Here is a 24,050-nt window from a genome sequence, read left to right on the forward strand (position 1 = left end):
ACTTTCCTACCTGCCTAATTTTTCAATTTACTCTAAACTGGCTTATACTACATATAGATTAAAAATAATGGAAGGGAGAAGGAAACATGATTTATGATAATTCAATTACAAAAAAACTTGGCATAGCCTATCCCATTATTCAAGCAGGCATGGCGGGAGGGATAACGACACCCGAGCTCGTTGCCAGTGTCGCAGAAACCGGTGCACTTGGTACGCTTGGAGCAGGTTACTTAACACCGGAAAAAACGAAAGAAGCCATCCAGAAGATCAAGCAGCTCACCCACAAACCGTTTGCGGTGAATTTATTTATTCCAGAACACCCGACTTTTTCCGATAAAAAAATTAAACAGGCCAATCAGTTACTTGCTCCTATTCGTAGGGATTTAAACATGGAAGAGCAAATACAACTACCTGAAATGAACAAGAATCTTTTTGAACAACAAATTGAAGTATTAATCGAAGAAAAGGTCCCAGTTTGTAGCTTTACCTTTGGACTGCCCCCTAAGAAAATTGTCCGTCGCTTAAAAAGCGAAGGAATAACATTAATCGGTACAGCAACAACGGTAAACGAAGCACTTGCCAATGAAGAACAAGGTCTTGATATAGTCGTTATGCAAGGGAGTGAGGCTGGCGGACATCGGGGGACATTTCTTGGTAATTTTCAATCCGCGATGATTGGGACGATGGCACTTGTTCCACAAGCAAAGGACCTGGTGAACATCCCGATAATTGCCGCCGGTGGGATTATGGACGGACGAGGGGTACTGGCCGCTCTCATTCTTGGTGCAGAAGCTGTACAGATGGGAACGGCATTTATCACAACCAAAGAGAGCGGCGCCCACCCCCTCTATAAACTAGCGATCCGTGAAAGCACTGAAGAGGCAACAACCGTGACAAAAGCCTTCAGTGGAAAACCTGCAAGAGGGATACGAAATACATTCATTCAAAGCCTTGAAAATAGGGAACATCATCTGCCGAATTATCCGATTCAGAACATGTTGACACAAGAGATTCGGAAAGAAGCAGCAAAGCGAAACCGTCCGGAATATTTAGCTCTATGGTCGGGTCAACACCCACGTTCCAGCACGGATAAACAAGCAGGGGACCTGATTCAATCCATCCTTTCACAAATTGAAGACCTTATGGGTAACTTAGGTCTCTAAGTAAGGAAAAAGAGGGCAGCTTTACGAAGCTGCCCTCTCTTTAATAACTCAATGCCTGTCCTGCATCAAATTTGTCGATACATTGCTGTGTACGCTTCATCTGCTTATCTAGGGAATAGCAAGATGTCGTAAGTGATAAAGACGTCCCGTCGACAAAATGTACGTTGGATTTATTCAACACAGACTCCTCACTGATATCCTCAATGCTCTCGATGCGATGATAAAATAGCCATATGCAGTCTGGGTGTGAAGGTGACATGGTAGGAATCGCATAGATACCGAGGGCTGTATTGATCGGGAGAGGTACTTTATATTTAAAACCTAATTTCTCTCGAATTAAATGAGTACTTCCTTCATAAGTTAAGAATGTTTTAGAGGCGCTTTCTTTAATAATGTCAAATGGGGGCTTTTTTACGTAGTGTTTCCCTTCAGAGGTTAAAACAATGGTGTCATAATGTGTGCTTCGCCCCGGAAGAAGTGCATTGTCATTTTGCGTAATGGTGTAGTTTAATAAAATTTTCTCCAATTGAATAACTCCCTTCCCGCCTAAATCATTAAGTACTTTAGGCTAGTTCTTATTGCATATTTGACACCAATTATATGAGTATTGGGAATTGTTTGCAAGCCAATTTATTTATTCCAAAAAAATAACCAGCCAAGATGCTTTTCTTAGCTGGTCTACGCTTATTCATTCAATTGTTGCTCAGCAAATTTCCGATATAAATCATGGGTTGCAATCAACTCTTCATGAGTGCCTAAACCGGTTATTTTTCCTTTTTCAATAAAAATAATTTTATCGGCGTTAACAATGGTAGATAACCTGTGGGCAATCACAAAGGTTGTGCGCCCTTCCATCAGACGGGAAAGAGCTCGCTGAACAGCGTGTTCCGACTGACTATCCAAGCTTGCTGTTGCTTCGTCAAGCATCAATATTTTTGGATCGCGCAGGAAAGCACGCGCAATATTAATCCGCTGCCTTTGCCCCCCAGAGAGCTTTACTCCGCGCTCCCCGACTTCCGTAGCAAGACCATCTGGAAAGCTACGGATGAACGTCGCTGCATAAGCCATCTCTGTGACCCGCCATAGACGATCATCTGGAATTTTCTCCGCATCATCCAAGCCATAGGTGAGATTATCACGGATTGTTCCAGCCATCATTGCACTTTCCTGGGATACATAACCGATCTGGCCCCGCCAAGATGCTAGAGAAAGCTCACGAATCGGGGTATTCCCAATTCGAATCTCACCGCGGACTGGTTCATAGAAACGCTCAAGCAAGCCGAATAACGTCGTTTTCCCACCGCCACTCGGACCAGCAAAAGCGATCATCTCTCCTGGATGTGCTTCAAACGTGACATCCGCTAGCACCACTTCTCCTTCGTCATATCCAAAGGAAACGTCATCAACGTAAATTGATTGCGTACTAATATCCCTCGTGATGCCAACCTGTCCTTCCTCTTCTTCCAAGTCCAGAATTGCAATAATCCGCTCCGTCGCACCTTTTGCCTTTTGAAGTTCTGTGAAAAACATCGCAAACGATGTAATCGGAAAGATGATTTGAAAAAGATAAAGTAGAAAAGCAACGAGCGAACCTGTTGACATCGTACCTTCCGAGACACGGATACCGCCATACCCGATAATCACGACAATGACAAACATCATAATCGTATAAATTAGCGGGCCTATCAAAGCAAATACTTTCGCTTCTCTTAACCCTAAGCTGTACAATTTACGAATCCCTGATTTACCTTGGTTTTCCTCCACTTCTTCCGCGGTGGATGATTTCATTAAGCGGACTTCACCTAACGTCTGCTGGATATTTCCGGTGAATGTCGCCGTCTCATCCTGCATCTTTTTTGAAATCTTCGCCATCCTTGAACCGAGCGGCATCATAATCAAGAATGTTATCGGAACTGCAAGCAGCATCAGCAAGGTCATCTTCCAATCCATAATAAGCAGAATAACAATCGCACCAATAATCGTAATGATACCCGTGATAAACTGCGGAAAATGGTTGGAGATTAAATCTTTTACTATTCCCGTATCATTTACGACCCGGCTTACCGATTCGCCGCTCGGTGTTTTATCAAAATAACGGACTGGCAAACGAAGCAGCTTAAACCACATCTTTTCCCGTAATCGAGCGACAATCCGCTGACCGACTGCGGCTAAAATATAAGTCGATAATCCATCTATAACCGCCTGGAGGATAAAAACGACTATGATTGTAATAATTAGCGTCGTACTAAGTGCCTCCAATGTAAATCCATCAACCAGCTTCCTTGTTAGGAGCGGAATGGCAAGGTTCACAAGCATCGTCAGCATACTTCCGATTAATCCTGCCACAAGTGCCCACTTTGAAATCTTCGTTGATAGGATTAGTTCTATAAATGGTTTGATTCCTGATTGTTTCTCTTTCATCTGCATTCTCCTTAATTGTTAGAAAATCACGGAGGAAATTTTTAATGATCCACGACTACTTTTCCATTTACCGTCTGGATCTTAATAAGATTTTCCCCATCTCCAAACGTACGATGCCGGCTACTACTCCCAAAGATAATTGCTTCTCCGTTGACCACTTCAACAATAATCTCTGCATTATCAGGTTCTTCCTCTACTTGAACATTGACCTTACCATTCACTGATTCGAGGTCAACCGGATGATCTAAGCTTTTTGCCTCTACATTGATCGTACCATTTGTGACTTCAGCCTTTAGTTCTCCCGATATATTCACTGCACTTATTTTCCCATTTTCAGACTGAATTGTCGCGGTTTGTGTATTAAGATTCTCTAAAGACATCTTACCATTTGTCGATTCGGCAGAAATGATATCACTGTTAAGATTTTCAATCCTTACTTTCCCGTTCGCAGTTTTTGCTTTCAAGGAATCATAATCCTTTTCCGGCAAGTAAACTCTTGTCACCGCTGATTTCAGCGAAAAGTCGAAACTAAAGAACTGAAGAACTTTCTCCTTTATAGTCACTTGAAGTATCCCGTCTTCCACTTCCGCCTTGTAACGATAACGAGAATTATTTTTCGTATCTTTTATAAATTCAACCTTTGTCACGTTGTCAGTTGTCGGTACGATTTCAATGGTCGAATTATCCGTCTCAATTACGACATCTGAAATGGTATCTGTGAAGGTCCTTTCCTCTTCAACCGTTTCGCCAGCACTAAGAGATGGATACGTGAACAATGCCCCGCCAAAGCCAATTACCAACAGTACTATCGCAATGAATGCGATTCTTCTGCGATTAAGCATACTTCATTCCACCTTTCACCATTCTGACGTTAAATTGAAAATATTTCACAAACCAATGCTTCATCCATCCCGTAACGGCGTACATACAGATTCCAATTAATAATCCTGCCCCTGTTAGTCCGATGGAAATGAATATATTGAATGGCTCGAATATCTCGGGATAAATAAGTGTGTTAATCAGAACACCGACTAGAGTAAGTGAGAAGGATACCGCAACAACCCAGCCCGCAAATAACAGAGACGCAAGTGCGATGAGTGGACCTGCAACAATCAACAGATTAAAGAAACTTAACGAGATGACTGCCCAAAATGCGCGGAAGAAATTTCTTGTCGTACCACTTTCCTGAACAGCGTCCACATAATATACCGCAGAAAGTTCTTTCCCGAGCTGTTCTGGTGAACCGAGTGAAGAACTGATTTCTTCTTCTGTTTTACCATCCGCAAGTCCATTTGAAAAATATTCCTCGTAATCATACAAAATATCATCCCGTTCATTTCGTGGAAGTGTTAGAATTGCTTTCTCCAACTTGCTTAAAAATTGTCTCTTATCCATCATTTATATCCCCTTTCCATCTATTAGGTAATTAACACCTTCCGTAAACATCCACCATTCCTCAAGTAATTCCTGAAGATACTTATTACCTTCTTTCGTTAACTTATAATACTTCCGAGGTGGCCCTTCTGATGACTCTTGTAAATATGTTGTTGTGTAACCTTCCTTTGTAAAGCGCCTTAACAAAGGATATACCGCACCTTCCGATAGTTCTATATGACGAGAAATATGTTGTACAAGTTCATAGCCATATTGATCTTTCTTATCTAAAAGAACGAGCACACATAGTTCCAGCACACCCTTTTTAAACTGTACATTCAACCCGCTCACTCCCTTGATGTATTTAGGTATTATATATTATATAATACTATATTGTATATGTTACTGTTCAACAAATAATAGCAATTAAAGTATAGCATTTCCCTTTTCACCTGTCACTAGACCTGAAGCATGATTTCCGCATACAACTTGAGACTTAGCAAAACAGAACGAAGAAAAAGCCAAGACAAGACCAGGTAAACTGCTCATATAACTGAACTTGATCATGTCATGGCTCTACTTTAACCAATATGGTGAACAAATAAAAAATGGCACATTCAGTTTTTCTGAACGTGCCACTCTAATTATTGCAAACGTCTTATTCTTTCTTCCAAATCCGGATGGGTCGAGAAGATGTTCGATTTTTTCTTGCCATTAATTTTGAGCGTGGCAATCGAAGTATCTTCTTCTGTTTTAATGCGGTCACTGTAAGCGCGCAATGACTCTAGCGCATGTCTCATTTTATCTTTCCCTGCAAGATCAGCCCCGCCCCGGTCCGCATGAAATTCTCTGTGGCGGGAGTAAGCGAAGACAACAAGACTTCCTAAAATAGAAAACACTAGCTGGAAAACAATAATCGCGATAAAATGGACGATCGGAGCAATTTCTTCTCTTGCAAAACGCGATGCGATAAAAGCCGCAATCCGAGCAAGGAAAACGACGAATGTGTTGACAACACCTTGAAGCAGGGTCATTGTCACCATATCTCCGTTTGCTATATGAGCGACCTCATGAGCAAGCACACCCTCGATTGCAACATCATCCATTTCTTCCAATAAACCGGTTGAAACAGCGACAAGTGAACGTTTCTTTGATGGTCCGGTCGCAAAAGCATTCACTTCTGGTGAATCATAAATCCCAACCTCAGGCATATAGGTTAAGCCTGCAGCTCGTGATAAACGATGAACTCTTTCAACAAGTTCCTGTTCATATTGAGTAGCCGGTTGATCAGGATTGATAATCCGAACACCCATCATTCTCTTTGCCATCCAGCGCGAGATTAACAGAGAAATAATGGAACCGGTAAACCCGATAATCGCACTTAAGATAAGTAGTGTACCGAAATCAATTCCACCTGTTGTATTTAAATAATTCAATCCACCTGGTATTAAGTTAACGATTATACTAATTGTAAGTAGGACTAAAACGTTCGTAAGTAAGAAGTAAAAAATCCGCTTCCCCATCTTCCACACCCTTTATCTTTGATTTTCTTTTCTCAATTATATAGGGGATCACGTGATGCTACAAGCAGGAAGTACAGATTTAAGCAGCTTTTTCCTGCCATACAAGTAATAATAGATTGGCAAAGCTAGAGAAGGGGAAAGACAGCATACGTGACGTCTTATCAAATTGAACGGTCCATTCAAGTGCGGTTCCTGAATGGACCAATTTTTAGGTTGCGATAAATTTTCAAAGTATAGTAGATAAAGGGAAAGAATACGAGAATAATCATCACTTCTACGCCGAAACCAAGCCCATTTTCTTTCCCTAGCCCATTTTGAATAATATCGTAGTAAACACTCGCAAACGTCAGACTGATTGCCAGGTTAGAAACTGCTAGCATTCTTGCAGTATTTCGTTTAACGGTATGGATCTCACCTTCCGTTAGCTCTTCCTTTTTCAAAAAGGGAATATTCATGAATTGCAGACTATCTGCTTTATCCGAACGAATGATTAAATAATAATTCAACACAAAGCAAAGCAGAACGGTATGGAAGTTAAGCAATATCAAGCCGAATAAAGTCCCCTTATGTCCCCAGCCATCCGCTTCTCCAGCCATATTAAAATGAATGGGAATCTCCGTCGGCAGCTTGCTATAAGAAATAGAAACATAAGTTATCATGCTGAACATCACAATGAATGTCAATAGATCAAGTACAGGCGAATAATACTGCCGAATATTTCTCCACATGAAATCAACCTTTCCTTATGTATATATCCAATTATACTACGAAATAGAGTCCGATTGAGTTTCATGCAAAAGGAACTGCTGATCCCTTTCATTTAGCATAAGTGAAACTTTCATCTGCCCCTCACTTTATCCGCGAAAAAATCTTCCATTGAAATACTTTCTTTAGAATCCAGTAAGATTACTTCTACCTGTTCTCCCTTCTTTGATTCTTTCCTTCCCTTTAAGAAAACAATCAAGCAGTCCGCTTCAGCAAGAGAAGAGACAACACCTGATTTATCCAACCCGCTCGGAGTAGCAAAGAGCGTTCCATGCTTCAGCTCGAGCTTGCCACGTACGAAACGGTCAAACGGATTCTTTTTTAGAAAGTCCGCCCCAAGAATAGCCGTTGTTCGCGGTGAGAAAGGGTGCCTAGCACCTAAAACCGCACGGATGAATGGACGCGCGAGGAGTTCAAAGCCGACGTAACAGGCAGATGGATTCCCTGACAAGGCAAAGATAAGCTTCCCGTTCTTTTCCGCCACTGTCGTCACACTTCCCGGACGCATTCCGATCTTATTAAAGAGCACATTGGCACCGAGTCGATTGAAAATCTCCGGCATAAAATCATAATCACCTACAGAAACTCCACCTGTGGTAATCAGGATATCCACCTTCTTCAAGTTTGTTGTGATACTTTCAAAGTTCGTTTCCAAGTCATCGCTTAGTTTCCCAAGATAAATTGGTTCTGCCCCAGCCCGGAGTGCTTGAGAATGAATCATGTAGCCGTTACTATTTCTTATTTTCCCTGGCTCTAGTGGGTCATCCAAATCCAACAATTCACTTCCCGTAACGAGAATACCTGTCGCCGGCCTCTTTCTAACGGGAACTTGCGTGTAACCGAATGTCGCAAGCAACGCAATAACACCCGGATTTATATACTTTCCAGCTTCAGCAACAACCGTCCCTTGCTGCACATCTTCCCCAGTAAAAGATATATTTTTGTTCGCCTTCATTGGTCTCCGAACTTGTATATGAAGATTATCGTCTATTTTGATTTCTCTCACAGCTTCAATCATAATAACTGCGTCACAGCCATCAGGAATTGCCGCACCGGTCATAATGCGGACAGCTTCTTTTTCCCCAACCGTTCCAGAAAATACTTGCCCCGCACCAATTTCTCCCACAACCTTGAGCACACTCGGATTATGGGTTGTTGCTCGAGCAGTATCGCTTGAACGTATAGCAAATCCATCATAGGGCGAGCGGTCGAACGGTGGAACCGGGTGATCGGCAACTAAGCCCTCCGCCAGATAAAAACCGGTTGCCTCAAGTGGAGAGAGGTATTCCATTTCACCCGGATTTGCAAACTTCATCAATCTTGTAACCGCTTCCTGTAATTGAATCGACTTTCTTTCAAACATTCCGACACCCCCGTTTCCTATAATTATAGCATACGCACTGAAAGCGTGGGACAGGGGGTCAGAGCATCTGTCCCACTTTTCGCTCTAATATAAGAAACTATAAAATAAAAGTGCTGCGATAACTTAGATATCCAGGGCAAGCCACGTCCGGCTCCAGCGCCCAGCAACTAGCAAACTTCACACTCCTCCAATCGATAAGTCAACATCAACTCACTATCGTTCGTTGTGTTTCCTTTATCTCATTCCGGAGTGCTCCAGTTTGTACGTTGCTAAACGGGCGCTTACGCCTTTGCTTACTCTTCCTCTTCCGCCCATACTTTAAAATCAACCTTTGCCTCAAGTTCCCTTTGGATGGTCCCATCAGAGAACGCTGTAGTAGCGGTCACCGTATAATATCCAGGTGGGAAATCCCGCCGTTTTTTAAAATCTTCAATAAATCCCGCATACTGCTCACCATCATCTTCAAAAGAAAAGACTCCTTGCTTTACATACTTCTCCCGGTACGGCTCCCCAGCTGCAAGCTTCGTCTCTATATGAATATCCTGCACAGCAAACGGAAGTTCATAGTCCCGTACCTGTTCCTTGATCTCAAATAATACCGCTGAAGAAGCATGGGCAATCTCGACTTCACCTTCACCGATATATATAATTTCTCCATATAATTCCACTTCTTCGCCCGCTTCATATTCCTCCTTGCCACTTACAAGCCGGAGCACAAAACGGTCTTCTATCGTTTCATCAAACGTTTGTTTAACTTCATAGCCCTCTAACCCTTCATTTGTCACTTCATTAGCTGCCCCGCAGCCTGCGAGTATAAAAAGGAAGCATAGTAACACAACTCTCATTTTCATCAAGCAAGCCCCTCCCCTGTAAAATTAAAATACATTACATAGTAAGACGGTTATAAGCCGAAATAGGTTTCATTCTTAGCTAACATCATAAGTAACCAACCACGCGTATATATGTTAAAGTAGAAAGAGACATCTTTTACGAGAAGAAAGGATTGTACAAATGAGTAAAACAGTAGTACTAGCTGAAAAACCTTCTGTCGGACGCGATATCGCTCGTGTTCTGCAATGTAATAAAAAAGGGAATGGGTACCTTGAAGGACCCAATTATATTGTAACTTGGGCCCTCGGTCATTTAATTACGCTCGCCGATCCGGAAGTGTATGATGATAAATATAAAACATGGAAGCTAGATGATCTTCCAATGCTTCCACCCCATTTGAAATTAGTTGTAATTAAGAAAACTGGAAAACAGTTCCAATCCGTTAAAAGCCAGTTGAACCGGAAAGATGTGAAGGACATCGTTATTGCAACGGATGCTGGGCGCGAGGGTGAACTTGTTGCCCGCTGGATCATCGATAAAGCAAGAGTCAATAAACCAATTAAAAGATTATGGATTTCCTCTGTCACAGATAAAGCGATTCGTGACGGATTCAAGAAACTGCAGCCAGGTGATAAATATAAAAATCTTTACGCCTCCGCTGTTGCTCGCTCTGAAGCAGATTGGTATGTTGGCCTGAACGCAACCCGTGCTCTTACAACGAAATTCAATGCTCAGCTATCCACAGGGCGGGTACAGACACCAACACTTGGCATGGTTGCTGCAAGGGAAAAAGAAATCAATGAATTTAAACCGAAAACCTACTACGGTCTGCAGGCGAAAGCTACTGGTGGAGTCACGTATACGTGGCGGGATGACAAAAATAATTCCCGTATTTTCCAAAAAGAAAAAGCAGACAAACTGTTCCAATCCTTAAAAGGTGAAACACTGACGATTGAACGAATCGATAAGGCTGCCAAGAAAAAATATGCTCCGCAACTTTATGATTTAACCGAGTTGCAGCGAGACGCAAACCGACTATTCGGATTTTCTGGTAAACAAACCTTGTCAATTATGCAAAGCCTTTACGAGCGTCATAAAGTGTTAACCTACCCAAGAACCGATTCAAGAGTAATCTCAACGGATATTGTTCCAACATTGAGCGAGCGGCTCGAAGCATGTGGAATTGACCAATATGCCCGAGAGGCTCAGATGATTCTTAGAAAAGGGATTAAAAAGCTCCCGAAGTCTGTCGTGGATAACTCGAAAGTAAGTGACCACCACGCCATAATCCCTACTGAAGAGCCGGTCTATTTGTCTAATCTTGATGCAAAAGAACGCCGCATTTATGATTTAGTCGTCAAACGTTTTTTAGCTGTCTTAATGGACCCTTATGAATATGAACAAACAACAATTCATGCAAGGATTTCCGGAGAAGCTTTTACAGCAAACGGGAGAATCATTAAAAACCAAGGCTGGAGAACACTTTACGATCGGAACTTTGATGAGGAAGATTTTGATAATCAATCCCTTCCAAATGTAAAACAAGGGGACACATTCACAAATTTCACCCTCAATCTAACGAACGGTGAAACAAAGCCACCGGAACGATTTACCGAAGGCGCCTTGTTACAAGCGATGGAAAATCCCGTCCGTTATATGGACGCAAATGAAAAACATCTTGCCGGCACGTTACAGAAATCAGGTGGGATCGGTACTGTCGCAACACGTGCGGATATTATCGATAAACTCTTTAACAGTGATTATACGGAATTAAGAGGTAAGCATATTTTCATTACGCCGAAAGGAAAACAATTGCTTGATCTCGCACCGGAAGATTTACGCTCCCCTGCTCTAACCGCTGAATGGGAACAGAAGCTGAGTCTTATTGCTGACGGGAAGCTGAATAAAAATAAATTCATCGCAGAGATCAAAGATTATACAAAAGAAATTATTCAGGAAATTAAAGCGAAGGATGCAACATTCAAACATGATAATATTACCGGAACGAAATGTCCGGATTGCGGTAAATTAATGCTTGAAGTGAGGAACAGACATGGTCGCATGCTCGTCTGTCAAGATCGTTCCTGCGGACATAAGAAGAACATCGCAAAACGCACCAATGCCCGCTGCCCGAATTGCCATAAACGCTTAGAACTGCGCGGGGAAGGCGAAGGTCAAATCTTCACCTGTTCTTGTGGTCACCGGGAAAAACTTTCCACCTTCAACAAAAGAAAGCAACAAGAGAAAAAACATAATGTATCGAAACGAGATGTCAACAAATATCTTAAAAACCAGGACGACGGCTTTAAAAATAACGCCCTCGCTGAACAACTCGCAAAGCTTAAAAATAAAAAATAGCACAACTGGCACAACAGCGCAGCCCCCTGTCAAACTACAATCGGGACAAGGGGTCAGTGCATTTGTCCCACTTTACGAAGAAAACCCCGTATTGGACTCTGCCAATACGGGGTTTATTTGAATAGCTATTTATAACGCATTAACAGTCTGTAATACCCCTACATCTAAATATGAGGAAAACCCAACATGTGAAGGTGGAGATAAACAGTCCGTAAATCCCTTCTGTTCAACTAACATTTTGTGGGGGGAGGTAAGGAAACCCCCACTAAATGAAGTTTCACTTTATTCACTGGACTCCTGTAACTCATCTTTATATACTTCTTTTAAATCATCTTGCACTGTATTTTTCTCCATTGCAACACCACTTCGATAAGCTGAACGATTAATCAGCAGAGCACCTAAAGGGGCTGTCATAAAGACGAATAATATCGCGAGTAAAATCTTAATATTAAAGATTCCTTTTGGAATGAAATAAACGAAGGTCGACAGCATAAGAAATATCATTCCAAATGTGGAGCTCTTGCCTGCAGCATGCACCCGACTATACACATCACGCAGCCGAATTACCCCAACTGCACTTAAAAAAGTGAAGAAAGCCCCTACCGCGAGAAATAAACTCGTAATGATTTCAATCGTCGTCAAATACAACACCCCTTTCAATAAACTTAGACATGGCAACCGTTCCGACAAATGAAAGGATACTTAGCACAAGAGCGACGTCGGAATAAGCGATTGTATCTTGCAAAATCATAATAACCCCAATAAAACCAACTAACGTCACACCTAAAGCATCAAGCCCAACAATCCGGTCACTGACTGTTGGACCAATGAAGATCCTGATTAAAAAGATAAGTAACGAAATCACAATGACGACAAGCGCGGTATATACAATAATTGTAAACATTACCTCATCACCTCCAAGATTGCCCGTTCAAAGCTATTATGAATATCTTTTCTCATCTCTTCCTTATCCGGAACATCGATGGCATGAATGTAAATCGTCTTATTATCGGGAGAAAAGTCCATCGAAACCGTTCCCGGCGTAAGTGAGATTAATGCAGCAAGCAGCGTAATTTCTACCTCTGTATTGAGCTTTGTACGTACAGCGACAATTCCAGGCTGGTGATCCATCCGCGGATTCAGCACTACTTTCACCATATCGATATTTGCTTTAGCTAGTTCAACGACAAACAAAAAGAATAACTTTACCAGAGCCCAAATCCTCACCTTGCGTAAATCAAATTTCACGATGAGAAACTTCCTCATCAAGTAAAGGATTAGAATTCCAATCAAATAGCCGAAAACAAAGGTCGCTGGTGTGAAACTGCTTTGTAAGAACATCCATAGCACTGCGATTAATATATTGAGTAAAATTTGTAATGCCATATTACCTACTCCTTCAGTACAGAGTCAACATAGATTTGTGGATCCATAATTTGCTCTGCTACCTCTAATGAATATTGGAACATCGGCTCCGCAGCTAACCCAAGGATAATTGTTAACGCAACAAGTGGCGCGATTGGTGCAAGTAATTTACCAATCTTGATATTCGCTTGCTCCTCGGTATGTTTCTGTTTACCCCAAAACACGTAACTAAAGATTTTCATCATCGAGAAAAGGGTTAGCAATCCAACTAATAAAGCTACTCCGGCAATGACATACTGTCCTTCCTGGAAACCAGCAAGTATGATCGGAAATTTACTAAAGAACCCACTAAACGGCGGGATCCCAGCAAGCGAAATGGCAGTGATAAAGAAGAGCCATGCGAGCCATGGATGGGTTTTTAGCAATCCACCCATTTGCTTTAAGTCACTTACGCCAGTTACACGCTTCGTCGCTCCTTCAAACAAGAAGAGTGCTGTTTTAACAATCATATGGTGTGCTATGTAATAAATCGCTCCCGCAACAGCAAGCGGAGTAAAAATCCCAAGCCCCATAACCATATAACCAACCTGGCTGATAATGTGGTACGAAAGGATTCGCTTGAAATCAAACTGTGAAACCGCACCAAGTACTCCGAGCAGCATCGTAAACCCAGCCGCAATTGTAATGATGGTCTTATGAGTGTAGCCAGCATCATGGTAAAAGATCAACGTAAACACACGAATGATAGCATAGATTCCGACTTTTGTTAAAAGGCCACCGAATAAAGCGGCAATTGCAGCAGGTGGACCGAAGTATGATTTCGGTAACCAGAAATAAAGTGGGAACAAGGCTCCCTTCGTTGCAAATACGATAAAGAGCATCATCGCAATCGTATTGACGACCCCTGTTTGTTCAAGCTCAGCAACCCGTTCCGAGAGATGTGCCATATTAAGCGTTCCTGTCACCGAATAAAGCCAAGCAACTGCAACCACAAATAACGCTGAAGTAAATACATTAATAATGACGTATTTGAATGACTCACGGAGCTGGTATTTCGTACCGCCGTGGACAATCAGTCCGTAAGATGCAAGTAACAATACTTCGAAAAAGACAAATAGGTTAAAAATATCTCCAGTTAAAAATGCCCCGTTTACTCCAACAAGCAGGAAAAAGTAAAATGGATAAAAATAAAATCTTTCTCTTTTTGGTGTAATTGTTTTAAAAGCAAAGAATAAACAAGCTATAGCAAGAATAGCCGTAAGTAATAGCATGAGGGTCGCAAACATATCCGCGACAAGCACGATTCCAAATGGCGCTGGCCAATCCCCTGCTTCCAGTACAATAATACCATCCATATAAACAAGAACCGCTAAATAAATAGCGAAAAGAAGTAAGATGATCGATGTCAACCCACTAATTACACGTTGGAGCTTGTGATGCTTAGCAAATATGATTAGTAAAGCCCCGACAATGAACGGAATAATGATCGGGAGTATGATTATGTTATTCATCAGCAGAACCCCTTAATTGATCTAAATCTTCAGTGTTATGTTCTTTATATGTCCGGTATCCCATCACAAGCAACATCGAAGTCACTCCAAATGCGATAACAATCGCTGTTAACACAAGCGCTTGCGGCAGGGGATCTGTGAAGTTTTCCTCCCCTATATTTAAAAGCGGCGGTGCACCCCGTTGCAATTCAGACATCGTAATTAAAAGCAGATGCACGCCATGTGAAATGGTCAATGTACCAAGGATAACCCGGATTAAATTTCTCGATAACAATAAATACACACTTATTGCAAAAACAATCCCAATAACAATTGACATGACGATTTCCATTATTCATCATCCCCCGCAATCACTAAAATAATTGACATCGCAGCTCCAACAACCACAAGATATACTCCCAGATCAAAGGATAATGCAGTTGTCAGTTCCACGTCACCGAAGAATGGAATAGGAAAATAATCGAAGAACTGAGTTAGAAATGGATAATCAAATAACATACTTGCAATACCAGTTCCTACTCCAAATAACAAACCAATCCCAATAAGAACCGTGAAATCAAATGGAATTACTTTTTTCATGATTTTTTTATCAAAGGCAAGATATAAGATTAAAAACGCACTTGCCGTCATTAAACCACCAATAAAGCCTCCACCCGGGGAATTATGCCCTGCAAAAAAAAGATAAAAAGAAAAAGCAAAGACGATAATGGTAATATATCGCATGGCCGTTTGGAGCATCATATTGTTTGCCGGGCTTTTTCTCATACGTCTTCACCTTCCTTTAGTCTAAGTTTAATAAATGAAATAACCCCTAATGCGGCAATGGCGAGCACAAGAATCTCAAGCATTGTATCCAGTCCACGGAAGTCAACAAGTATAACGTTAACAATGTTGTAACCACCCGCAAGTGCTTTCGAGTTTTCAATAAAGTATTCTCGAATCGACGAAAACCCTGTTTCACTACCAAATGCAAAGGCACTAATGGATACTAAGGTCATCATTACGCCAACCGATACCGACACAATTAAATTAACGATTTTCGTAGATGGCTTTATCTTATCTTTCTTCAATTTAGGTAAATGAACAAAGACGAGCATGAATAAAATAACGGACACCGTTTCAATCAGCAATTGGGTGAGTGCCAGGTCAGGTGCACGGAAAATCGTGAACATGATGGCGACAAGATAACCGGCTGCACCTGTTACAATGATTGCCGTCATCCGATTATTGATGAACGGTACAGCGACAATCGATGCAACAAAAGCAATGAGGACAAGCCACATATACGGTTCGATTGGTGATAAATTATCCGTACTCAACATAAATCCATCGTATTTGAACATCGTATAAAAAATGAGCAACACCATAAAAACGCACATATAAACAAAATAATCACGTAATCTACCTGTTATTTGCGCTCTTGTAATCACTTGTGAACCTTTAATCAGACCATCATACCCTTGGTCATAGACATAGTTGAAAATATCTTGCTCCGATCGGTAAAAACCCAATTTAGACCACCGATTCATTGTACGGTACAGTAGAATGCCGATCAGAAACACACCGAGCGTCATCCACAGTTCCAAATTAAATCCATGCCAATGCGTGATGTTTACTTCAAATCGTTCCCCGACAGATAATATTCCCGGCAAGATTGATTGCATGGCAGGATCAATAATGGAATAAGCCAAGATATTTGGGAATAACCCGAATACAATAACGAGTGTAATTAAAATAATTGGGCTGATCAGCATGCCAAATGGTGCTTCACGTACTTTACTGACATTGAGCTTTTCCAATTGGAGCTTGCCACGAAATGTTTTGAAAAATATAATAGCACAATAAAGAAACGTGAAAATACTTGCAATCCAAGCAATTATTGGGAGAAACATCCCCCACGTATCCAAGTTGAAAATTCCATATTGGGAAGCCTGAACCATTCCTGTAAAGAACAATTCTTTTGACAAGAAACCGTTTAGTGGAGGAATTCCTGCCATCGCTGCAAGACCAAACAAGGAAATTGTTGCCGTAATCGGCATGAAGGTCATCAACCCACCGAGTTTACGTATGTCTCTCGTTCCCGTTTGATGATCAACAATTCCTGCTGCCATAAATAAACTTCCTTTAAAGGTTGCATGGTTTATTAAATGAAATACCGCAGCAAGGATTGCTGTCGTATAAAGCAGATTATCACCATCGTTAAAGTAATAAGCAGCCGAACCAGCACCAAGCAGACTCATAATCATTCCAAGCTGACTGACTGTGGAAAATGCCAAAATTGATTTCAAGTCTTTTTGCCGTACTGCTTGTAAAGAACCCCAAATCAATGTAGTAAGCCCTGCCAGTGTAATGATCCAGAACCATGCTGCGCCACCACCAAAAATAGGAGTTACACGAGCAACGAGATAGATTCCCGCTTTAACCATTGTAGCGGAGTGCAAGTATGCACTGACTGGAGTTGGTGCCTCCATAGCATCAGGCAACCAGATGTGGAATGGAAACTGGGCTGATTTTGTAAACGCGCCAAGCAACACTAAGAGCATTGCTGGAATAAATAAGGAGCTTGCCGTGACAAGATCCACATTCGCGATAATTTCCCTAATACTGAACGTCCCGGTCATTACATAAATGAGCGAGAATCCACCAAGCATGCTTAAGCCGCCGAAAACAGTAATGAACATCGACTTTTGTGCTCCGTATATAGATTTCTCACGGTGGAACCAATAACTGATCAGAAGTGCGGAAGAGATACTCGTAGCTTCCCAGAATACATAAAGAACGATCAGGTTATCGGATAAGACGACCCCTAGCATCGCCCCCATAAATAAGAGAAGATAAACATAAAAGTTATTCAATCTCTCCTTCTTATCCGCTAAGTAATAAATCGAATATAAAACGACCAATACCCCAATTCCAGTTATCAATAAGGCAAATAAGAGACTTAAACCATCCACATATAAGTCAATGTTTATCCCAAGTGAAGGCACCCAGGGAACATATTCCATAACTGTTCCCCCGTCCCTTGTCACCGGCAGATAGTTAAGATAGTAAATAAATAGTACGAGCGGTAGGATAAGGACGAACCAACCTGTATGTATTTTTCGGAAATACTTATATAACAATGGAATAAATATTGCTAACAAAAAGGGAGAAATAGTAGCCCAATGTAAGAGTGTCAAATAAATTCCTCCTTTTCTTCTACAGAGTTTTAATAAATTTTCATTCAGACACCGTATTCTAGTAATTCTAAGATATCATACTACTCATTTGAAAACGTACCCTTTATTACGCTCCCACATACTATTATCTCTACTCCCCCTTTCACCTATACCGAATAAAAAAAGAGTCTGGAAAAAGGCATAATTCGCCCTTTGTTGACAGACTCCTCCATGGTGGTGCACTTATCTACTTTTTGATTACTAATAGTTTAACTTAATTCACCAAAAAAATAAAGGTTGAACCGTTTATTTATTCGTAAAACTTATCTTTATACTGAAATATAATCTATCTCTACGTTATGTGTGTTTCCTTTATCTTCCTACACCGCGGTCCAGTTCAGACGCTCCTAAACGCGTGCTTACGCTTTTGGTTTTATATGTGTTCCTATTTTTCCTTGCATGGCTTGGTCGGCTTGATCAAGGGAGCAGATGATGGCGCGTTTTCCGGTTTGGGCGAATTTGATTGCTGCTTCCATTTTAGGCCCCATGCTGCCTGCTGAGAAGTGTCCTTCACTTACATATTTATTCGCTTCTTCCAACGTAACTTCGGTAAGTATTTCTTGATTAGGTTTCCCGTAATTGATATATACATTCTCTACATCCGTTAAAATCATGAACAAATCTGCATTGATTTCTTCTGCTAACTTAAAGGCGCTGCGATCTTTATCGATAACAGCATCGATCCCTTCATACGTTCCATCATCTTCTTTTACAACAGGAACACCACCGCCACCACTCGCAACGACGATTGTTCCCATTTCCGATAATTGCTGGATTGTATTAGATCCGATAATCGACTTCGGTTCTGGTGAGGCTACCACTCTTCTCCAACCTCTTCCCGCATCTTCTTTTACCGTCCAGCCTTTGTCCGCGCTTAACTGTTTCGCTTCCTCTTCCGAATAGAAGACACCAATTGGTTTAGATGGATCGTCGAAGTCTGGATCATCAATTGAAACTTCCGTCTGGGTTAACATGACTGTAACCGGAGTTTCATTATTTAATTTTAGCAGTTCGTTTCTTAATGCCTGTTCAAGCATATAACCTATAAATCCTTGAGATTCCGCACTGCAGATAACGAGTGGCATAGATGGAACAACATGCTTTGCTTCCTCATTCTGCCTCAAAATGTTACCTACCTGGGGACCATTCCCGTGCGTAACGACGACCGTATGTCCTTTATTAATAATTCCTGCGATGACTTCCGCACTTCTACGAACGTTTTCAAACTGTGTTTCAAAGGTTGCTTCTTGCCCAGGTTGTAAGATTGCATTTCCACCTAACGCAATAACGATTCTTTCTCCCATTGTGTTTCCTCCTTAACGCCAAGAGACCAAGCAGGATAAAAAACTTATGTATCAAAATCCGAACTGTGACCCATTGACCATGCTAATTGATTTTAGTTTATACCCCGAATTTTGTCAGAGGATTTTTCCTTTAAGATATAGAATATCATAAATTTCCTTAATGCTTAATAATTTTTTTGGATTTTTTATGGAAAAAGGAATAGTTGGTTGGAATGGAAGTACGAAGGTGGAAATGTTTCGAACAAAAAATCCGCAAGCTCTTGAATCAATACAATCAAAGTCATAAGGTGTATGGAAAATGATATCCGTTTAGTGGACAAAGAAAGAGAGGTCAATCTGTAGAACCTCTCTTTTTAATTTTTTATTTACTTGTCATAATAATTTCCGTCTGGATTGCTGTTGCATCTGTAAACTGCTCAAGTAACTTTCGATATTCCGCTAACCACTTTTCCAATTCTTCTTGTTCCAGGTGGAAAGCATAGATTACACTCATAACCTCCCGCTTTCCCTCCTGAATCATTGCCCGTTTACTATCGCTCGTAGGATTGCCAAAGGCTCCCTCTTCATCAAATAACACGGGCAGGTTTTCAATATTAAGGTTAGATTTTCCAATCCCTTCATAGCGTTCACCTGCTGGAGCCGGACGCAATTCAATCTCTCCTTTAAGAGCGTGTTTATCATAGGAACCAACAGAATATCCAGTGCGAATGGAAATTAAATTATTGATTTCCACTACATTATTAATTTTATATAAGCCATTACCTTTCACAATCCGGCGCAGCATCGCTTCAGCCGCATTACGGTACTGAGAAGGAGATTTTCCTAAAGCTTTGTAAGCTTCCCGCGTCTCCCGAATATGAGGAATCTCGGCAATCTCGCTCATCTCATAGCGCGAGCCAATCTCCTTCACTGTCTTATCAAAATAACCAAGTAACCTCTCATCACTCTTCTTCACATCAACAACATAACGAACAACCCCAAGCATCGCCCCAGGAATCAAAACCCTCACCATCTCACCCCCCCTATTGGGACAGAGGGTCAGAGCCTTTGTCCCATTTTTACCTCTAGTTCTTATATTGCCATAAGTTCCTGGAGCAAGACAAGGGGTCAGAGCAACTGTCCCACCAAAAGTGGGACAAGTGCTCTGACCCCAATGTCCCGATGTGTATTCTTAAAATTGTTCTTCTTCCCAGAAATCTAGGCTTTCATCATGACTAACTTCCTGTTTCATCTGATGAATCATCCATTGGTACCCGTATGGATCAATAAATATGGCATTGGTGATACCGTAATCCGGGAGTTCAGTCACTGGCTGTATTTCAGTACAGCCCGCTTCCAATGCTTTCTTATATGTTGCTTGAATATCTTCAACTAATACATTAAACCAGATTGTCCGCGGATCATCCGGTGTCGGGGCTTTCAACTCGAAGGTCGGATTTTCATCCAACATATGAAAGTGGACGTCATAGAGACTGAAGACAACCTCATTCTCTCCTTTAGGAAAATCAGATATTTCAATCGGTTCCACATCAAAAACCTTTTCATACAACTCCAATGCCTTCAGACTATCTGTCACGACCATATCAATTTCTACGCCGCCAATCATACTGCACCCACTCCTTCTTATCTGTTCTTACCAATTAAAATAGATAAATCAATCGTTATTTCAAATTGTTCCCGTTTTCGTAAATTATTAATCGATTCTTTGTCTGCATTCCAAGAAAGAGGTGACATTTTAATTAGATCATTGAGTTCCGATTTGTTTAGCGCCTTCGTATATGTCAGTTCCTCCGTCTTCACATCAGAAAAATGCTGCTTGAAAAGTGAAATCGTCTCTTCATTCGTAAAGGAATGCTTTCGCTCATCTAAAATCGCCTCACGCAGTTCAATTAAATAGTTCTTACCTGGGACCACTTTGATCATTAATCCATTCTCTGCTAATACCCGTTTAAATTCCTGATAATTCGCTGGAGACAATATATTTATAATGGCATGAAGGGCATCATTCTTGATCGGTATGTTTGCCAAATCACCAACAAGCCACATCACCGTATCACATTTACTTGCAGCGAGCCGAATCCCTTCTTTGGAAATATCGATGCCAATTCCAGTCACTGAGCCCTCCTTTTGATCTAAAGTTTTCGTTAAATGGGACCCCTCTCCAGCTCCCGCGTCAAGCAGAAGGGCATGCGAATGACGTTCAGTTTCTGCCTGGATTACCTCTAACAACCTTCTATGTAAGGGATCGTATAAATTATGCTTCATGATGATGCGCTGCCTAGCCCCAAATAATTCCTTATCATAATTAACCTTCATCGAACGGGTCAGCATATTGATATACCCTTGCTTGGCAAAGTCAAACGTATGCCGATTCGAACAAATCATACTTTTATGCTCTACAACTTCTACCTTTCCTCCACATACTGGGCAAATAAATATATTCGCATGCTCATTTAATAATAACGCAGCATTTTCTTTACGGGACAATCATACTCCTCCTATAGAAAGGCAGTCATTTTCTAAATTTAGTTCACGTTTAACCTGTCCTAACATATTTTTTGAACTTGAAAACCCGCGGGTTTAGACGCGGGGGGTTCAAGGTTATTATAATGATAAACACTTTTTACTGTCAAACAACTTCTAATGTTCACCATCCACATATCTTCCGTAATCAGGTATCGCAATTTTATCAAAGTCACTCACTAAACGCGCCAGTCCTTCTGTTAGTTCCTGTCCCTCAACAGGGACTCCATGACCTGTCACTGCGACAGAAGGATTTAATTCTTGAAGCTTTTTCACAGATTCCCACGCTGCATTCCAATCCGTCGTTAAATATCTTGGAGGGCCATTGATTTCCAATTCTTGCGTCATTACCTTATATAAGGATTCTTGTTTCACCGTGACAAAGGTATCTGCTGCAATAAGTGCGCGATCTTCTTCCCGGAACAGTGCAATTTGTCCCGGTGCGTGACCTGGAGTATGCACCCATCTCCATTCCCGCATATGTGGAACTGTACCGTCTGAAGGTAAGGCTTCTACATGACTGCCTAAATCTACAGGGTCCGTTGGGAACATAGGTGACATTTTTGCAACAAGCCCACCCTCCACCGTCCCGTCCGGATCCGGATAGCTTTGTTTACCTGTTAAAAATGGCAACTCCTTCTCGTGAGCATATACTTTCACATCCCATTTCTCTACTAAATCAACAACAGCCCCAACATGGTCAAAATGCCCATGTGTCAAAATAATTGCTTTCGGCTTACTGTCCGCACCGAAACGCTCTTCTATTGCCTCGATTATACGGCCTGATGATTCAGGCATCCCGGTATCAATCAATACAAAATCATCCGCACTGTCACCAACCAAACAAATATTTACGATCTGGTTTGTATAACAATATAAATCAGGTAGAACTTTAACTCCTACTCCGCTTGCTATGGAATACATGGGAAGAAATTTATTCTCCATCGCATCGTACATATCATTTTCGCGATATCCGCTCATCAAACCACCACTCTCCTGAAATGTTCCGGTTTCTCGCTACTCGAAACCGCCATGATTATTATTTGTGCAGACAAAAAAATTATGTATAGTGACGATATCTTTATAAGCTAAAAGAAACGAAAAACTCGTAGCTTTTCGTTTCTTTTCTCCTTATTTATTGTTCGTTCTCTTCCTGCCAGACTTGTTCCAGCACTTGTTTAAACTGAGCAACAGGCTGTGCACCCGACACCCCATATTTATTGTTGAACACATAAAATGGAACACCTTGAACACCAACTTGACCGGCTTCTTGGATATCCTGATTTATTTTTTGCGTATAGCTTTGATCCTGAATGCTCTCGCGTGCCGCTTTTGCGTCAACACCGACTTCAGCAGCTAAGCGCCCAATCGTATCTTCATCACTAAGCAGTTCCGCTTCAGCAAAATGCGCTTTATAGAAGCGTTTGAAAAATTCATTCCCTTTCCCTTGTTCTTTCGCATATTGGAAAGCATGGTGAGCTGGAATAGTACTTGAAAATTTCGCAGTATCATAATCAATGACAATCCCAGCATCATTTGCCATGTTTACAACGTTTTCAAACATTCCTTTCGTCTGCTCAACAGACGTCCCCTTTAAATCAGCAAAAGTCTCATGATAATTCTTATCAGGATTGTGAGCTGCGTCTGGTGAGAGAAGGAAGCTCTTATATTCGATTTCAACTTCATCCTTGTGTTCAAATGCTTCCAATGCTTTTTCTAAATGTGCCTCACCGATATAACAAAATGGACACATGAAATCAGACCAAATCGTAATCTTCATTATTTCTTCTCCTTCTCTTTATTCACCGGACCGCATATTCCAGTTTCCATATCACAGACGTATCCACCCGAGGCACCAAGCTCAAACCCTTCTAATTCTTCAAGCGGCTTCAACTCAATTGGCTTTAATTTTGGCGTTTCCGTTACTTTTTTATCCAATGCTTCCCCTCCATTGATTTATTAGACATTTAATAATTGTTCAAGCATGAGTTTTAATGTTCTACTTTTAGTATAGATTAAGTTCGCCAGGGAGATACAGTAATGCGCTCAAAAAAGCTTGCCATGGGTTAACTGCAAGCTTTTATTAAATGTGATTTTTTCTAATTTCCATACCATCTTGGTTATAAAGTGGTGCTTTGTTTAAAATCATTAACTTTGATTCTACATTTTCAGTCTAACGATACTTCCAATCGGTAAAATATCTATTTATAAATTACTCCTTTTTTATCTTCCATTTATATATATGTCAAGACTTATGGCGTTTTTATTTTATACTTATTTCATTGCTTCATTGTAAAATGAAATGCAACAGCTAAATAAATAGAAAGCCAT

General features: G+C 41.1%; 25 protein-coding genes. 2 read left to right on the forward strand and 23 right to left on the reverse strand.

What is annotated here, in order from left to right:
* The first annotated feature begins 86 nt into the window (after positions 1–86).
* Complete coding sequence (locus IEX94_RS07580) at positions 87–1,163, forward strand: NAD(P)H-dependent flavin oxidoreductase (RefSeq protein ID WP_188856695.1); 1,077 nt, start codon at positions 87–89, stop codon at positions 1,161–1,163.
* 40 nt (positions 1,164–1,203) lie between these two features.
* Here the strand turns inward: IEX94_RS07580 and IEX94_RS07585 are convergent, their stop codons facing one another.
* The 9 genes from IEX94_RS07585 to IEX94_RS07625 form a co-directional block, all read right to left on the reverse strand.
* Positions 1,204–1,689, reverse strand: a complete 486-nt coding sequence (locus tag IEX94_RS07585) for a competence protein ComK (RefSeq protein WP_188856696.1) — start codon at positions 1,687–1,689, stop codon at positions 1,204–1,206.
* 158 nt (positions 1,690–1,847) lie between these two features.
* Positions 1,848–3,584, reverse strand: coding sequence for an ABC transporter ATP-binding protein (locus IEX94_RS07590; RefSeq protein WP_188856697.1), 1,737 nt, complete (start codon positions 3,582–3,584; stop codon positions 1,848–1,850).
* 41 nt (positions 3,585–3,625) lie between these two features.
* Positions 3,626–4,426: a DUF4097 family beta strand repeat-containing protein gene (locus IEX94_RS07595; RefSeq protein ID WP_188856698.1), complete on the reverse strand. Its 801-nt coding sequence runs from the start codon at positions 4,424–4,426 to the stop codon at positions 3,626–3,628.
* Positions 4,419–4,982, reverse strand: a complete 564-nt coding sequence (locus IEX94_RS07600) for an HAAS signaling domain-containing protein (protein WP_229782620.1) — start codon at positions 4,980–4,982, stop codon at positions 4,419–4,421. Before IEX94_RS07600 ends, IEX94_RS07595 begins: the two co-directional genes overlap by 8 nt.
* Complete coding sequence (locus IEX94_RS07605; protein WP_188856699.1) at positions 4,983–5,300, reverse strand: PadR family transcriptional regulator; 318 nt, start codon at positions 5,298–5,300, stop codon at positions 4,983–4,985.
* Between the two features lie 302 nt (positions 5,301–5,602).
* A complete protein-coding gene (htpX, locus tag IEX94_RS07610) occupies positions 5,603–6,481 on the reverse strand; it encodes a protease HtpX (RefSeq protein WP_188856700.1) in 879 nt (292 codons plus the stop codon).
* Between the two features lie 179 nt (positions 6,482–6,660).
* Entirely contained in the window at positions 6,661–7,209 is a 549-nt protein-coding gene (locus IEX94_RS07615; protein ID WP_156857084.1) for a DUF1648 domain-containing protein, read from the reverse strand.
* Between the two features lie 110 nt (positions 7,210–7,319).
* On the reverse strand, positions 7,320–8,609 hold the full coding sequence (locus IEX94_RS07620) for a molybdopterin molybdotransferase MoeA (protein ID WP_188856701.1): 1,290 nt from the start codon (positions 8,607–8,609) through the stop codon (positions 7,320–7,322).
* 293 nt (positions 8,610–8,902) lie between these two features.
* Positions 8,903–9,463: a hypothetical protein gene (locus tag IEX94_RS07625; RefSeq protein ID WP_188856702.1), complete on the reverse strand. Its 561-nt coding sequence runs from the start codon at positions 9,461–9,463 to the stop codon at positions 8,903–8,905.
* Between the two features lie 157 nt (positions 9,464–9,620).
* Here IEX94_RS07625 and IEX94_RS07630 point away from each other — a divergent pair, with 157 nt between their 5' ends.
* Positions 9,621–11,798, forward strand: a complete 2,178-nt coding sequence (locus IEX94_RS07630) for a DNA topoisomerase III (protein WP_188856703.1) — start codon at positions 9,621–9,623, stop codon at positions 11,796–11,798.
* Positions 11,799–12,080: 282 nt separating this feature from the next.
* Here the strand turns inward: IEX94_RS07630 and mnhG are convergent, their stop codons facing one another.
* From mnhG to IEX94_RS07700, 14 genes are all read right to left on the reverse strand, one after another.
* A complete protein-coding gene (gene mnhG, locus IEX94_RS07635) occupies positions 12,081–12,449 on the reverse strand; it encodes a monovalent cation/H(+) antiporter subunit G (RefSeq protein ID WP_308425589.1) in 369 nt (122 codons plus the stop codon).
* Positions 12,427–12,702 (reverse strand): Na(+)/H(+) antiporter subunit F1, encoded by a 276-nt coding sequence (locus IEX94_RS07640; protein ID WP_188856705.1) that lies wholly within the window; start codon positions 12,700–12,702, stop codon positions 12,427–12,429. The genes mnhG and IEX94_RS07640 overlap by 23 nt, the downstream gene beginning before the upstream one ends.
* A complete protein-coding gene (locus IEX94_RS07645) occupies positions 12,702–13,184 on the reverse strand; it encodes a Na+/H+ antiporter subunit E (protein WP_188856706.1) in 483 nt (160 codons plus the stop codon). Before IEX94_RS07645 ends, IEX94_RS07640 begins: the two co-directional genes overlap by 1 nt.
* 5 nt (positions 13,185–13,189) lie before the next feature.
* Positions 13,190–14,674 (reverse strand): Na+/H+ antiporter subunit D, encoded by a 1,485-nt coding sequence (locus tag IEX94_RS07650; protein WP_188856707.1) that lies wholly within the window; start codon positions 14,672–14,674, stop codon positions 13,190–13,192.
* The gene (locus IEX94_RS07655; protein ID WP_188856708.1) at positions 14,667–15,005 is read right to left on the reverse strand and encodes a Na(+)/H(+) antiporter subunit C; all 339 of its coding nucleotides are present in this window, start codon (positions 15,003–15,005) and stop codon (positions 14,667–14,669) included. The genes IEX94_RS07650 and IEX94_RS07655 overlap by 8 nt, the downstream gene beginning before the upstream one ends.
* Positions 15,005–15,439 carry a Na(+)/H(+) antiporter subunit B gene (locus IEX94_RS07660; RefSeq protein WP_188856709.1) on the reverse strand — a complete coding sequence of 145 codons (435 nt, stop codon included), beginning with the start codon at positions 15,437–15,439 and terminating at the stop codon, positions 15,005–15,007. Before IEX94_RS07660 ends, IEX94_RS07655 begins: the two co-directional genes overlap by 1 nt.
* Complete coding sequence (locus IEX94_RS07665) at positions 15,436–17,853, reverse strand: Na+/H+ antiporter subunit A (RefSeq protein WP_188856710.1); 2,418 nt, start codon at positions 17,851–17,853, stop codon at positions 15,436–15,438. The genes IEX94_RS07660 and IEX94_RS07665 overlap by 4 nt, the downstream gene beginning before the upstream one ends.
* Positions 17,854–18,251: 398 nt before the next feature.
* Positions 18,252–19,196, reverse strand: a complete 945-nt coding sequence (arcC, locus tag IEX94_RS07670; protein ID WP_188856711.1) for a carbamate kinase — start codon at positions 19,194–19,196, stop codon at positions 18,252–18,254.
* Between the two features lie 361 nt (positions 19,197–19,557).
* Positions 19,558–20,208, reverse strand: a complete 651-nt coding sequence (locus IEX94_RS07675) for a B3/B4 domain-containing protein (protein WP_188856712.1) — start codon at positions 20,206–20,208, stop codon at positions 19,558–19,560.
* Positions 20,209–20,367: 159 nt separating this feature from the next.
* Complete coding sequence (locus tag IEX94_RS07680; RefSeq protein WP_188856726.1) at positions 20,368–20,799, reverse strand: VOC family protein; 432 nt, start codon at positions 20,797–20,799, stop codon at positions 20,368–20,370.
* 20 nt (positions 20,800–20,819) lie between these two features.
* Positions 20,820–21,683 (reverse strand): putative RNA methyltransferase, encoded by an 864-nt coding sequence (locus IEX94_RS07685; protein ID WP_188856713.1) that lies wholly within the window; start codon positions 21,681–21,683, stop codon positions 20,820–20,822.
* Between the two features lie 153 nt (positions 21,684–21,836).
* Positions 21,837–22,700, reverse strand: coding sequence for an MBL fold metallo-hydrolase (locus tag IEX94_RS07690; protein ID WP_188856714.1), 864 nt, complete (start codon positions 22,698–22,700; stop codon positions 21,837–21,839).
* 154 nt (positions 22,701–22,854) lie between these two features.
* Complete coding sequence (locus IEX94_RS07695; RefSeq protein ID WP_188856715.1) at positions 22,855–23,499, reverse strand: DsbA family oxidoreductase; 645 nt, start codon at positions 23,497–23,499, stop codon at positions 22,855–22,857.
* The gene (locus IEX94_RS07700; protein ID WP_188856716.1) at positions 23,499–23,657 is read right to left on the reverse strand and encodes a hypothetical protein; all 159 of its coding nucleotides are present in this window, start codon (positions 23,655–23,657) and stop codon (positions 23,499–23,501) included. The genes IEX94_RS07695 and IEX94_RS07700 overlap by 1 nt, the downstream gene beginning before the upstream one ends.
* Positions 23,658–24,050 lie beyond the last annotated feature (393 nt).

Origin of the sequence: Oceanobacillus indicireducens, from assembly GCF_014647195.1 — a bacterium.
In the GTDB taxonomy this organism is placed as follows: domain Bacteria; phylum Bacillota; class Bacilli; order Bacillales; family Amphibacillaceae; genus Oceanobacillus; species Oceanobacillus indicireducens.